We start from the raw sequence: 14,114 nt of genomic DNA on the forward strand, positions 1-14,114 counted from the left end.
TGCCTAGAGACGAGCTTTTTTGTATTTAAAAATTTAAAGCGCAAGCGGCTCGCTCAGAATGTGAGGGGGATGGAGCTTCTGACATAGAGGCGCTTTTTGCCTCGGCGGAAGAAGCGAAGCCACCGAACATTTTAGCCGCTGGAGCTGGATATACCTTAAAGCGGAGGTGACTTGCTCAGAACAGGAGGGCATTGGAGCTCCTGACGAAGAGGCGCTTTTTGCCTCACAGGAAGGCGCGAAATGACCGACTGTTCTAGTCACCGGAGCTGGATAATTTTAAAAGCGCAAGCGGCTCGCTCAGAATGTGAGGAGGATGGAGCTTCTGACATAGAGACGATTTTTGCCTCGGCGGAAGAAGCGAAGCCACCGAACATTTTAGCCGCTGGAGCTAGCGGAGATGCCCCGTTTCCAAAGTACCCATCACGTCATCGCAAATACGTTAACTTTCAAAAGGAGGATTTTATTATGTATTCAATGGAACAAGTTGTAAACTTAGCAAAACATCGCGGTTTTGTTTTCCCTGGTTCTGAAATTTACGGTGGTCTTGCAAACACATGGGATTACGGTCCACTTGGAATCGAATTAAAAAATAACGTTAAAAAAGCTTGGTGGAAAAAATTTATTCAAGAATCTCCACACAACGTTGGTTTAGATGCTGCTATTTTAATGAACCCAAAAACTTGGATCGCTTCTGGTCACGTTGGTAACTTTAATGATCCAATGATCGACTGTAAAAAATGTAAAGCTCGTCACCGTGCTGACAAGTTAATTGAAGATGCATTAGACGTAAAAGGCATCGAAATGGTCGTTGACGGTCTTACTTTCGACCAAATGGCTGACTTAATGAAAGAACATGAAGTAAAATGTCCTGATTGCGGTAGCCAAGAATTCACGGAAATCCGTCAGTTCAACTTAATGTTCAAAACATTCCAAGGTGTTACAGAGTCTAGCACAAACGAAATCTTCCTTCGTCCTGAAACAGCACAAGGTATTTTCGTAAACTTTAAAAACGTACAACGCTCTATGCGTAAGAAACTTCCATTTGGTATCGGCCAAATCGGTAAAAGTTTCCGTAACGAAATCACACCTGGTAACTTCACATTCCGTACACGTGAATTCGAACAAATGGAACTTGAATTCTTCTGTAAGCCTGGTGAAGATTTAGAGTGGTTCGCATTCTGGCGTGAAACTTGTAAAAACTGGTTACTTTCACTTGGTATGACTGAAGAAAGCATGCGTCTTCGTGACCACGGTGAAGACGAATTATCTCACTACAGTAACGCAACAACTGATATTGAATTCAGATTCCCATTCGGTTGGGGCGAACTATGGGGCGTTGCATCTCGTACAGACTTCGATTTAAAACGTCACATGGAACACTCTAACGAAGACTTTAACTACATCGATCCACAAACGAATGAGCGTTACGTGCCATACTGCATCGAGCCATCTCTAGGTGCAGACCGTGTAACATTAGCATTCTTATGTGATGCATATGAAGAAGAGCAATTAGAAAACGATTCTCGTACAGTTCTTCGTTTCCACCCTGCTTTAGCACCATATAAAGCAGCAATCTTACCATTATCTAAAAAGCTATCTGAAGGTGCTACTGAAGTATTCGCAGAACTAGCTAAAGACTTCATGGTAGACTTTGATGAAACTGGTTCTATCGGTAAACGTTACCGTCGTCAAGACGAAATCGGTACACCATTCTGTATCACATACGACTTCGACTCTGTTGAAGACAAAGCTGTTACAGTACGTGACCGTGACACTATGGAACAAGTTCGTATGCCAATTAGCGAACTAAAAGGTTTCTTAGAGAAAAAAATCCAGTTCTAATTATAAAGTGAAACTTTAATCAGTGGGGGTTTTGTTCATCCCCCACTGATTATTAGTTGAACCAATCGGGCATTTACGGGCAGTTAATCTCCAACCTGAATTTTGAGGTGGGCGTTTTACTGCCCGTTAATGCGGGATAAAAAAGAGGCAGCTCATAAGAGCCGCCTCTTTTCTATTTTTCACGTTTTTCTTTAATTGCTACTGTACATCTTGATATGCATAGTAAATCATCATTTTCATCAATGATGCGAATATCCCAAACCATTGTCGATTGTCCTCTATGTATCGGTGTTCCGATTGCTGTTACAATTCCATCTTGCTTTGAGCGAATATGATTTGCATTAATTTCTAATCCGAAACAAATACATTTCTCTTGATCAATTAAATTGTATGAACCAACACTTGCCACAGTTTCTGCTAATGCAACAGATGCACCGCCATGTAAAAATCCAAACGGCTGATGCGTACGTTCATCAACAGGCATTGTAGCAACTACTTTATCCTCTGTCATTTCTAATAGCTCTATTCCAAGCGAATCCATTAAAGTTTTTGACATATCGTTTTCCACCTCTCTCACTTTAAATCAAATGTATATTTTTACCTATTTACTTTCAAACTACCTATAACACTTATATAAGGAGGTTTCACCTAAATGAAACAGAAATTTTGTATACTATTGCTTATGTTCTCCTTCCTGACTATTGTACCAAATTGTGCAATAGCAGCCAAAGCATCCAACCTGACAATCAATGTTAAGACTGTAACGCAAAAAGGTAAGAAACCTTATATAGAATATCAAATTAATAGGCCTTCCTTTTACAACTTTTCTAATTCGAAATTTCAAAATAAGCTAAATTCCTATTACAAAAACTCTACTGCTACATTTAAAAGTAAATTAGAAAAAGAGGCGAAGAAATATTATAAAGAAACAGAAGGATCTAGCACACCTTTTCATCCCTACGTTGCAAATGTTGACTATAAAGTAGCTTTAAACAAACCACCTTTCCTAAGTCTATATGTGAATTACTATCAATATACAGGCGGAGCGCACGGACTTTATACGTGGAAGGCAAATACATTTGATTTAAACGAAAAAAAATTATTACACTTAGACGATTTATTTCAGCAAGAGGATAAATATAAAGAAATAATTCGCACAGAGATTGTAAGACAAATTAAACAAAATGAAAGCATTTATTTTCCTGATGCAGCCGAAAAGGTAACGAGCACTAAAAAGTTTCACTACTTTTTAGAACCGGATAATCTTGTAATTTATTTCCCTTTATATGAAATTGCTCCTTATTCAAGCGGAATTCCGCAATTTCGTATTCCATACACATTGCTTAGAGACTATTTAAAGCCTTCTTATCAAAATATTTTGATTGACAACAAGTAAATATTTTCGCTACGATAATGTTAACCTAACTACAACTGGAGGTTAACATTATGAAGAAGCTTCATGTTTTAGATTTAGCATTAGCTGCCATGTTCGTCGCTCTTATGGCTATTGGTGCAAATATTGTATCGTGGGCACCATTCCTACAAATAGCGGGCGTTCCATTATCTATGCAACCATTTTTCGCAATTTTAGCAGGTCTTCTTCTTGGGAGTAGACTTGGGGCATTATCAATGACTGTTTACATGCTTGTTGGAGTAGCGGGTGCGCCAATCTTCGCTAACTTCAAAGCTGGATTCGGGGCACTTTTAGATCCTACTGGTGGTTTTATTATCGCATTTATTATCGTTGCTTACGTATCAGGAAAACTAGTAGAACAAAAAGAACGCCCAACATTCAGCACCTTTGCAATTGCTTCTTTCGTCGGAATCATTTTAACTTATATTATCGGTACTACTTATATGTACGGGGCAGTCAATATTTTCATGGGTGGTAATATGAGTTATAAAGCTGCCTGGATGATTATGATGTGGTTTGCAGTAAAAGATATTGCGTTTACAATTATCGGCGCTATTATCGCACCTCGTATATACTATGCTGTACGTCGTTCGGCTTATCAGCATTCTCATTCGACAATTTCATAATAAACAAGGAGCTGCTCCTATAGGAACAGCTCCTTGTTTATTATATTAAGACTCTTGCTTCATTTGCTCGTCTAAAATTTTCTTCATCATTACTAACATATCATCACGTAATTCTGGGTATTGCAATGCCATTTCAATTGTTGTTTGAACGAATCCTAACTTTTCACCTACGTCGTAGCGTTTTCCTTCGAAGTCGTAAGCAAATACACGTTGAATTTCATTTAAGCTTTGAATTGCATCCGTTAACTGAATTTCGCCACCCGCTCCAACTTGTTGCTGTTCCAAGAACATAAAGATTTCAGGAGTTAAAATGTAACGTCCCATAATCGCTAAGTTTGAAGGCGCAGTACCTTGCGTTGGTTTTTCAACGAAATTACGAACTTGATAACGACGTCCCTCTTGCTCTAACGGATCAATAATTCCATAGCGATGTGTTTCTGCTTCAGGAACAGTTTGTACACCAATAACAGAAGAAAGTGTTTTGTCATACTCGTCCATTAATTGACGTAAACATGGTTTTTCAGCTTGAACGATATCATCGCCTAATAATACTGCAAACGGCTCATCACCAATGAATTTACGCGCGCACCAAACAGCATGTCCTAATCCTTTTGGTTCTTTTTGACGAATGTAATGGATATCTACCATTTTAGAAGAAGCTTGTACTTTTTCAAGTAACTCATACTTTTTCTTCTCTAATAAGTTTTGCTCTAATTCAAATGCGTTATCAAAATGATCTTCGATAGAGCGCTTTCCTTTACCAGTAACGATAATAATATCTTCGATGCCTGATTTTACTGCTTCTTCTACGATGTATTGAATTGTTGGTTTATCTACAATTGGAAGCATTTCTTTTGGCATTGCTTTCGTTGCTGGTAAAAAGCGTGTTCCTAATCCCGCTGCCGGGATAATTGCTTTTCTCACTTTTTTCATGACAAATACCCTCGCTTTTCATTCTAATTCTCTTAGTAAAGTGCAAATTTATAACACTCGCTCGTAATAATCCTCTACATCAAACAAAACTACAAGAAAAGAGGAGGCCGTTCTCCGTTCTCCCCTTTTCCTATCAGTAGCACTCTATTCTATTATAAACGATTCATAATATCTTCTTTAATAGTAAGTAACTTTTGTTCACTATTTTGTAACGAATCATCTTGTACACCAAAATAGAATTTAATTTTCGGCTCTGTCCCAGATGGACGTAAGCAGAACCAAGAACCATCTTTTAATTGATATTTTAACACATTTGATTTCGGTAAGTGAATCTCTTCCTTATTTCCATCTTGTAACGTTGTAATGATGCTTTCCTTATAATCCTCAACTGCAACGACTGTTAAACCAGCTACTTCTTTCGGAGGATTCCCGCGGAATGTTGCCATCATCTTTTGAATCTGTTCGGCACCATCTTTTCCTTTTAACGTTAACGATACAAGATCCTCACGGAAGAACCCATACTTCTTAAATACTTCTAACAGACCATCATATAGCGTTTTACCTTGTGATTTGTAGTACGCAGCTACTTCACATGCAAATAGGACTGATTGCACCGCATCTTTATCACGGCAGAATGGACGGATTAAATAACCATAGCTTTCCTCATAACCAAATTGGAATTCATATTGTCCACTTTCTTCATACTGTCTAATTTTTTCACCGATAAATTTAAATCCAGTTAACGTATCAACTGTATCTAAACCGTATGCTTTTGCGATTGTACGGCCAATTTCAGACGTTACGATTGTTTTTAAAACAACACCGTTTTCTGGAAGCGTTCCGTTTTCCTTCTTTTGTGATAATAAGTAATCAAGCATTAACGCACCTGTTTGGTTACCAGTTAACACTTGGAACTCACCATCATGATTGCGAACTGCTACACCTAGACGGTCTGCATCAGGATCTGTTGCGATTAACACATCAGCGCCTACTTTTTCACCGTCGCGAATTGCATACTCAAACGCTGCATGCTCTTCTGGATTTGGTGATTTTACGGTAGAGAAGTTTGGATCTGGTAACTCTTGCTCTTTTACAACTGTTACATCTGTAAATCCAACTTCTTCTAAACCACGGCGTACCGAAATATTTGACGTTCCATGTAATGGCGTAAAGACGATTTTTAAATCTTTTCCTACTTCTTTCACCATCTCTTTATTAATAATGACATTGTTCAATTCTGCCGCATATGCATCATCTACTTCTTGTCCAATTATATGTAATAAACCGTCAGCTTTTAATTGCTCAACATCAGCAACTTCAACTGTTAATTCATTTTCTACTGCATTTACGTAGCTAATTAACTCATCAGCTTCTTTTGGAGGCAACTGCCCACCATCTTCACCATATACTTTATAACCGTTATATTCGGGCGGATTATGGCTTGCCGTAAGAACGATTCCACTTACTGTATGTAAATGACGAACTGCGAAAGAAAGCACTGGTGTTGGACGTAAGCTTTCAAATACATATGTTGTAATACCTTGCGCACCAAGTGTAGCAGCTACTTCCATTGCGAATTCAGGTGATTTATGACGAGAATCATACGCGACAACAACACCGCGTTTTTTCGCTTCTTCACCTGATTTTTCAATAAACCTAGCCAATCCTTTTGTTGCTTTACGAACTGTATATACATTTAAACGGTTCGTACCAGCACCAAGTTCACCACGCATACCACCTGTGCCGAACTCTAGATTTTTATAAAAGCTATCCTCGATTTTCTTCTCATCTTGCTTCATGTTTTCTAGCTGTTCTTTTAATTCTGTGTCTAATTCTGCATATGAAAGCCAGCGACTAAATTCTTGTTTCCAATTCATACTTCCATCTCCTCTCGCCTGTCGTACCTTCATTATATGAAAAAAACAACCTGCATCTCAATATTTTTTAAAATCTAGCAGAATTTTACTATAAATATTTGTATACACTATGGTTAAATACTCCACCAAAGGGAATGAAGATTATGCAAGAATGGGGCTTGTCAGAAGAGCTCAAAATAAAAACAAAGCAGATGATTGAAATTGCTGAAAAAGAATTATCAAACATGAAGCATGCAATCGATAAAGAAGATGAATGTATTTTATGTAAAATGGAAGATATTCATCATATGTTAACAAATGTACAGACGTTAGCAGCTACATATTATATTCAAGCATATTTATCACCTTATACGGAAAGTTCACATTTCATCACTACAGCTGTCCAACATTTAAGCGCTCGAAAACACGGTGCTCTTATTATCGTGGAACGAAGTGACGCTCTTGATTCTTTCATTCAAACTGGAACGACATTAAACGCACACTTAACCGCTCCACTACTTGAATCAATTTTTTATCCAGGGAACCCTCTTCATGACGGAGCCGTTCTCATTAAAAATAATCATATTGTCTCAGCAGCTAATATTCTTCCATTAACAAAAAGTACAGAAATCAATCCTGAGCTAGGAACACGTCACAGGGCTGCGATTGGCTTATCAGAGAAAAACGATTCACTTATATTAGTTGTCTCTGAGGAAACAGGGCGTACTTCATTCGCTTTAAATGGGACGTTATATACGATTTCTTTATAGGATACCTATAAAATAAAAAAAGCTGTTCCGGAAAGGTTCAGTATGTAATGACCTTTCCAGACAGTTTTTTTGCATTCTTTATTCTTCTCCGAAACGCTCAACAAGTGTTGCAAGTGTACGCACCATTGCACCTGTTGCTCCAGATGGTCCTAAATCATGTGCACCTGTTGTTTCAGATGTTCCAGCGATGTCTAAGTGTACCCATGGTGTTTCTTCTGCAAATTCACCAAGGAATGTCCCAGCCATAACCGCATGTCCTTCACGGCCTGGTGAGTTATTTAAATCAGCAAATTTACTGTTTTTGACACGCTCTTTATCACGTTCAAAAATCGGCAATTGCCAAATTGGCTCATCCGTTTCCATCGAAGCCTCTAACACTTGTTCAAACAATTCTTCATTATTTGTCATTGCGCCTGTTGTATGATTTCCAAGTGCAACAATTACACCGCCTGTTAATGTTGCAACATCAACTAAGTAATTTGCACCAAGTTTCTTCGCATACGTAATACCGTCAGCTAACGCTAGGCGACCTTCTGCATCTGTATTTAATACTTCAATTGTTTTTCCGCTCATAGATGTAATAACATCATCTGGCTTAAATGCTGTACCACTTACAACGTTGTCAGTTGATGGAATAACAGCAATTACATTTTGCTCAGGGCGAAGTTCACCGATGATCTCCATCGCGCCAAGAACAGCTGCAGCGCCGCCCATATCACCTTTCATACCAACCATGCCTTCACGTGGTTTTAAAGAATAACCGCCAGTATCATATGTAATCCCTTTTCCAACAAATCCAATTACATCTTTCCACTCTTCTTTTCCTTTATAAATAAGAGCGATCATTTTTGGCGGTTCAGTAGATCCTTGGTTTACTGCAAGTAATGCACCCATACCAAGCTCTTCCATCTCTTCTTTCTCAAGAACCTTATAATCCATATCGTATTTTTCCGCTAATTCAACTGCATACTCAGCAAGCTTTGTCGCTGTTAATACGTTTGGCGGCATATTTACAAGCGTACGAGCTGAATTCGTTGCACGTCCATGTACGTATCCTACCGTTAATGCTGCTTCAATTTCTTGTGCATCTTCTGCTGTAATAGCAATCAGTTTTTCTAACTCTACTCTTTCTTTTTCATCCGTTTTATATGTTTGTAATCCGTATGTACCAAGGCAATATACTTCCGTTGCAATATGAGCTATATCAATCGCATCTAATTTCTCTGTTACGAAAGAATCAAGTAAGATTGCTGCGTCTTTTACTTTTGCTGATTGTAACGATTTAAAAGCTTTACTAAGAGCTGCACGTAACGTTTCTGTTGTATATGACTCTTTCTTACCTAAACCAACAAAATAATAACGTTTAACATTTGTTTTTCCTAAGCTATGTACTTTTGAAATGGCTTTCTTCTTAGTTGAAAGTTCTTTTTCTTCTAATAAAACTTGTAACTGTCCTTCAAACGCTTTATCCAGTTCTTGTACAAAGCTACTCGTTTTATCTTCTTCAAATAAGGCAACAATTACCGCTTCATGACTTGCTAATTCTTTTTGTACTTGAAACATGTTCAGACCCCCTAAATTTCTCTACGTCCATTATAACTTTATTTTCGATAAAATGCGACAATTCTAAATTCTGTTATTTTATATAAAGATGCTATCTCCTATGGTGAAATAAGACAAGAAAAAAGTCTAGCGTTATTGCCACTAGACTATCTTTGTTTTAAATATTGTCCACGAAACACTTGCATCGTTTCGTCTTGATTTAACATCGTTAACTCTTCTTCCGAAAACTTACCATTTCCTATTTTCACTATATACACATTTACTTTTTTCTTACCCCATTGGCTATAAACATCTTTCACCGTATCATAATATAAATCGAGACGATTTCCTTTTATAGCACCGCCCTTATCAGCTACAACACCATATCCGTAACCTGGCACGAATAGAATTGTCCCAAGCGGGAATACGCGCAAGTCAGCAGCGATTGTGGAATATAAATCCCTTTTTGCTTTAACACCTGAATATGTAATGCCATACTCTGGATGCCCCGGCCTCTTTCCAGTTGACTCTATACCTGATGTATAACCAGTTGCAGTCATTTCTATAACACGATATTTAGACCAGTCATTTGCCTGTTCTAAAGCATTTATCACTTCTTTACTCGGAGCAACTTTTTTCTCGATTTCTGCTGCATGTACTTCTTTTACACTTGTTCCTTCATATGATTTTATAATCTCTAATAAAGAAACTCCTGTGAAAGCCTGCCATGTTACGCATAATGCGAATGCAAGTAAACAAGTCATCATAATGCGAATACAATATCGTTTTAACATTTTTATATTCCACACTCCTTCATCGTTAATCATTCCCTATACGATGAAGGAATATGCAAAAAAATAATCTCCAAATTGATTGGAGATTAAAACATTTGATAGCCACTTTTCCGAAGTTTCTTAATTATGATTCCTGCTAAAGCAGCACCTACTAATCCAGTAGATAGAATAAACACATCTGCGTGTCCTAAATGCGATACACTCGTCCCAAATGAAGAAAATGTTTCTTTTGGCTTTGAAAAATAGTCCCATACACTCGCTTTATTAATAATAAGCATACAAATAATCGGATACACAATAACCATTACCCACGTAGCTCGCAAAATCATGTTGAGTAAAAATCCAATTCCAAAAAATAAAATAAAGAACAACATCATTGAAATAAGTAGTACTGGTATACTCACTTCTTCTCCCTCTCCTTCGCATACGCCGTAAACACATGATAAGCCGTATAACCAAATTGCTCTCCTGGATTTAATGTTTTGTCCATTTCAAAATGCGACTCTGCTCTTCCTTCTAATAAATGTTTGATGAGTACAGAAGTATTTTGATCATCTGCAATATTTTCTGGATGTAAAAAAGCTACTTCCGACAATTCTTTCTCCTGTACGATAATGTCTTCTCCCTCTGGCTCTAGAAGAAAAATAATCATATTATCACTAATTTCATTATGAATAACACCTGAGCGAATACCAATAATCCCCTTTACATGAGCAACAATGCCTGTCTCTTCCAAAATTTCACGTTTCACAGCTTCATCAACAGTCTCGCCTTCATTAACAAAACCAGCAGGTAAAGACCATTGCCCTTTCAATCCACCGTATTTTTTCTTAACGAATAGCCATCTCCCATCTTTTGTAGCTACTAAGCCACTGACAGCTAACCAAACTTTCCCTCGCTTCCCCATAATATAACCTCCTCCACCAAACGGACAGAATATTCTTTCTTTTTTTATATATTATACTATATTTTCAATACGAAAAAAGCAGAAACAGCTCATAGCCGTTTCTGCTTTTTCTACTATATATTAAAAGAACTTCAATTTACCTTTTTTAAGAACTAATAAAGGTCCGCCTAGTAAGAATAAGTAACGATTGTCGATTACTTTCTTCATGAATGAAGCTTTCCAACCTGTTAACTTTTTACCCATAACAACGCCCATTGCATCGTCATGACCTAATGAACATACAGATCCTTTATTATCAAATGCGAACTTTTTCATTTCACCTTTGCCGCGAACTAACACAGTTAAATTGTGTGCAATGTTATAACCTTCTTGAATTGCAATCTGTGCTGTTGGTGGGTATGGACGGTTAATCTCCTCATTGATGATTAACGCTGCGTCACCAACCATGAATACATCTTCATGACCCGGAGCGTGCATGTACTCATCCACTTTAATACGTCCGCGCATTGCTTCAAATCCAGACTCTTCCACAATACCGTTACCACGAACACCTGCAGCCCAAACTACAGTTTCAGATTTAAGAAGTTCAGCATCATCACCGTTTGCAACGATAATACCTTCTTCAGTTGCTTCCTTAATTGCTGTACCGATGCGGAATTCTACACCTTTTTTCTCAAGTTGTTTTACAGCGTACTCTACTAATGCTGGATCGAAACCAGGAAGTGCTGTTGGAGCAGCTTCTACACAGATGATACGTGCTTTTTCACGTGGAACATCGTACTCTTTGCAAAGTTCAGGAATACGGTTTGCAAGCTCACCTACGTACTCGATACCAGTAAATCCAGCACCACCAACAACGATTGTTACTAACTCATCACGTTTTTCAGTCGCATATTGAGCGAACTTTTCTTCCATATGCTCACGAATTTGACGAGTTGCATTAATGTTAGTGATTGAGAATGCATGCTCTTTTAATCCTTTAATTCCGAACGTTTCTGATTCGAAACCAAGACCGATTACTAAGTAATCATACTCTAATTCACCATCTTTTAAGATAATACGTTTTTCAGCAGCTTTAATCTCTACTACTGTATCTTGTACAAAGTTCACTTTATTTGTATCGATAACGTCTTGAATATCTAGACAGATTTTATCATCTTGTAATGTACCAGCTGCACTCTCATGTAACCAAGTTGCTTGGTAGTGATAGCTATTGTTGTTTACTAACGTAATTTCAGCTTCACTTACAGATAATGTTTTTTGCAGACGAACAGTCGTAATCATCCCGCCATAACCTGCACCTAAAACTACGATTTTTGGAGTCTTCACTAAATCACAACCCTTTTCTTTATATAATAGTAATAAAAAATAATACCAAGTACTAAAAACTCTATTTGTCAAGAATGTGGAATTTATCACATTCTATATCATAACAAAACGCAGTCAAAAAATCGTACGAAATTTGTCATAGAAATTTAACATAATACTTCCCTATATTAGTCGGTTTCATTCCATAATTCAAGCACCTAGAGAATTATCGATATTTTAAAATAACATAGCGTTTTCAAGGGTTTTTCAACCTTTTTTTCATGTATTTTCCTTTCGCTATATTTTATACGATTCTAAAACATCTATGCGCAAACTTACTTATTATTCAGTCGTTTTCAGAAGTATTATTAACTGAAATATGCTATCATTTATTTGAAAGTGTCATCATTTGCAGGGTTTTCATGTACATATGAACAATATATGAAATCAATATTAAAATTCCATCATCTATAGGGGGAATGAAAATGACAGAAAATCAAAAAGTTTACGACATAACGATTATTGGTGGTGGCCCAACAGGACTATTCACCGCATTTTATGGCGGAATGAGACAAGCAAGTGTAAAAATTATTGAAAGCTTACCTCAACTTGGAGGGCAATTATCCGCATTATATCCTGAAAAATATATTTATGATGTAGCTGGATTCCCGAAAGTACGCGCACAAGAGTTAGTTGATAACTTAAAAGAGCAAATGAAAAAGTTCGATCCAACTGTTTGCCTAGAAGAAGCTGTTGATACGCTTGAAAAACAAGCTGACGGTATATTTAAACTTGTTACAAATAAACAAACTCACTACTCTAAATCTGTCATTATTACTGCTGGCAATGGCGCTTTCCAACCACGCCGCTTAGAATTAGAAGGCACAGCAAAATACGAAAAGAAAAACTTACATTATTTCGTTGATGATATGAATAAATTTGCTGGAAAACGCGTCGTTGTATTCGGCGGTGGTGACTCAGCAGTAGACTGGACAATGATGTTAGAACCGATTGCGGACAAAGTTACAATTGCTCATCGCCGCGATAAATTCCGTGCACATGAACATAGCGTAGAAAGCTTAATGAATTCCCGTGCAGAAGTAAGCACACCTTACGTTCCAGTTGAACTTATCGGTGATGATACGATTGAACAAGTTGTTCTTCAGCACGTAAAAACAGAAGAAAAAATTATCATCGATGTTGATGACGTAATCGTAAACTACGGCTTCGTTTCTTCACTTGGTCCAATTAAAAATTGGGGCTTAGATATTCAAAAGAACAGCATCCTCGTGAACTCAAAAATGGAAACAAATATTCCTGGCATTTACGCTGCTGGTGACATTTGTACATATGAAGGAAAAGTAAAACTCATTGCTTGTGGCTTTGGTGAAGCACCGACAGCAGTAAACAATGCAAAAGCTTACTTCGATCCAAACGCAAAACTTCAACCAATGCATAGCTCAAGTATGTTTTAATATAGAAATGAAAAGAACTCCTTTTACATGAAAGGAGTTCTTTTCATACTCTCTTCTTTTCCTAACTAAAATACATTCCAATTTGATAAAAAACACTACTTCCTTCCAAAATATGTTACAATAAAAACAGAACGTACGTTTCATTCAATAAAGGGAGGTTTTATTAATGAAAGAACCTATTATCGTAAAAAAAGGAGCTTTCCAAGCAATCGGTGTTTCTATTACAACTACAAACGAAAAAGAAGCATCGACTGAAGGAAGGATTCCAATGCTTTGGAATCGCTACTTCCAAGAACAAATCATGCATCAAATTCCAAATCAACAAACAAAAGAAACATTCGCTTTCTACTCAAACTACGAATCGGATGAAACTGGTACATATCAATTTACTATCGGCATGCCTGTTTCTTCATTAGAAGACGTTCCTGAAAATATGACAACTTTAACAATACCTGCCGCAACGTATGCGGTATTTACAACGAGAAAAGGTCCTGTGTCTGAAGTCGTTTGTGAAACTTGGGAATATATTTGGCAATGGTCGAAAGAAAACAAACGTGCTTTTACAGCAGATTTTGAGCTTTATGACGAAAGTGCAGTAGATCCAAATAACGTACAAGTGGATATTTATATTGCTTTAGCTTAAGAAA

General features: G+C 37.3%; 14 protein-coding genes. 6 read left to right on the top strand and 8 right to left on the bottom strand.

Annotation, left to right across the window (positions count from 1 at the left end):
- The first annotated feature begins 465 nt into the window (after nt 1–465).
- Nucleotides 466–1,842: a glycine--tRNA ligase gene (locus MKX77_RS24020; RefSeq protein ID WP_002034552.1), complete on the top strand. Its 1,377-nt coding sequence runs from the start codon at nt 466–468 to the stop codon at nt 1,840–1,842.
- A gap of 172 nt (nt 1,843–2,014) precedes the next feature.
- Here the strand turns inward: MKX77_RS24020 and MKX77_RS24025 are convergent, their stop codons facing one another.
- Nucleotides 2,015–2,398, bottom strand: coding sequence for a hotdog fold thioesterase (locus MKX77_RS24025; protein WP_002145111.1), 384 nt, complete (start codon nt 2,396–2,398; stop codon nt 2,015–2,017).
- Between the two features lie 96 nt (nt 2,399–2,494).
- On the opposite strand from MKX77_RS24025, the gene MKX77_RS24030 reads away from it, so the two are divergent.
- Both MKX77_RS24030 and MKX77_RS24035 read left to right on the top strand, forming a co-directional pair.
- Nucleotides 2,495–3,238, top strand: coding sequence for a DUF3298 and DUF4163 domain-containing protein (locus MKX77_RS24030; RefSeq protein WP_341308007.1), 744 nt, complete (start codon nt 2,495–2,497; stop codon nt 3,236–3,238).
- A gap of 50 nt (nt 3,239–3,288) precedes the next feature.
- Entirely contained in the window at nt 3,289–3,882 is a 594-nt protein-coding gene (locus MKX77_RS24035; RefSeq protein WP_002160036.1) for a biotin transporter BioY, read from the top strand.
- Nucleotides 3,883–3,927: 45 nt separating this feature from the next.
- Here MKX77_RS24035 and galU read toward each other — a convergent pair whose 3' ends face one another.
- Nucleotides 3,928–4,815, bottom strand: a complete 888-nt coding sequence (gene galU / locus MKX77_RS24040; RefSeq protein WP_215554596.1) for a UTP--glucose-1-phosphate uridylyltransferase GalU — start codon at nt 4,813–4,815, stop codon at nt 3,928–3,930.
- A 152-nt stretch (nt 4,816–4,967) separates the two neighbouring features.
- A complete protein-coding gene (locus tag MKX77_RS24045; RefSeq protein WP_341308008.1) occupies nt 4,968–6,692 on the bottom strand; it encodes a phospho-sugar mutase in 1,725 nt (574 codons plus the stop codon).
- 143 nt (nt 6,693–6,835) lie between these two features.
- Here MKX77_RS24045 and cdaS point away from each other — a divergent pair, with 143 nt between their 5' ends.
- The gene (gene cdaS / locus MKX77_RS24050; RefSeq protein WP_078173468.1) at nt 6,836–7,441 is read left to right on the top strand and encodes a sporulation-specific diadenylate cyclase CdaS; all 606 of its coding nucleotides are present in this window, start codon (nt 6,836–6,838) and stop codon (nt 7,439–7,441) included.
- Nucleotides 7,442–7,519: 78 nt separating this feature from the next.
- On the opposite strand, the gene MKX77_RS24055 is transcribed toward cdaS, so the two are convergent.
- The 5 genes from MKX77_RS24055 to MKX77_RS24075 all read right to left on the bottom strand — a co-directional run bounded on the left by MKX77_RS24055 (nt 7,520) and on the right by MKX77_RS24075 (nt 12,013).
- Nucleotides 7,520–9,004 carry a leucyl aminopeptidase gene (locus tag MKX77_RS24055; protein ID WP_341308009.1) on the bottom strand — a complete coding sequence of 495 codons (1,485 nt, stop codon included), beginning with the start codon at nt 9,002–9,004 and terminating at the stop codon, nt 7,520–7,522.
- A 146-nt stretch (nt 9,005–9,150) separates the two neighbouring features.
- The gene (locus MKX77_RS24060) at nt 9,151–9,777 is read right to left on the bottom strand and encodes a 3D domain-containing protein (RefSeq protein ID WP_002089307.1); all 627 of its coding nucleotides are present in this window, start codon (nt 9,775–9,777) and stop codon (nt 9,151–9,153) included.
- 86 nt (nt 9,778–9,863) lie between these two features.
- Nucleotides 9,864–10,181 carry a YuiB family protein gene (locus MKX77_RS24065; RefSeq protein ID WP_002089308.1) on the bottom strand — a complete coding sequence of 106 codons (318 nt, stop codon included), beginning with the start codon at nt 10,179–10,181 and terminating at the stop codon, nt 9,864–9,866.
- Entirely contained in the window at nt 10,178–10,684 is a 507-nt protein-coding gene (locus MKX77_RS24070) for an NUDIX hydrolase (RefSeq protein ID WP_341308010.1), read from the bottom strand. Before MKX77_RS24070 ends, MKX77_RS24065 begins: the two co-directional genes overlap by 4 nt.
- Nucleotides 10,685–10,804: 120 nt before the next feature.
- Entirely contained in the window at nt 10,805–12,013 is a 1,209-nt protein-coding gene (locus MKX77_RS24075; RefSeq protein ID WP_002067919.1) for an NAD(P)/FAD-dependent oxidoreductase, read from the bottom strand.
- Nucleotides 12,014–12,477: 464 nt separating this feature from the next.
- On the opposite strand from MKX77_RS24075, the gene MKX77_RS24080 reads away from it, so the two are divergent.
- Nucleotides 12,478–13,467: an NAD(P)/FAD-dependent oxidoreductase gene (locus tag MKX77_RS24080; protein WP_061690105.1), complete on the top strand. Its 990-nt coding sequence runs from the start codon at nt 12,478–12,480 to the stop codon at nt 13,465–13,467.
- A gap of 166 nt (nt 13,468–13,633) precedes the next feature.
- Nucleotides 13,634–14,110 carry a GyrI-like domain-containing protein gene (locus MKX77_RS24085; RefSeq protein ID WP_341308011.1) on the top strand — a complete coding sequence of 159 codons (477 nt, stop codon included), beginning with the start codon at nt 13,634–13,636 and terminating at the stop codon, nt 14,108–14,110.
- The last annotated feature ends 4 nt before the right edge of the window (nt 14,111–14,114 follow it).

Origin of the sequence: Bacillus sp. FSL R9-9410 (assembly GCF_038050385.1) — a bacterium.
Taxonomy (GTDB): domain Bacteria; phylum Bacillota; class Bacilli; order Bacillales; family Bacillaceae_G; genus Bacillus_A; species Bacillus_A cereus_U.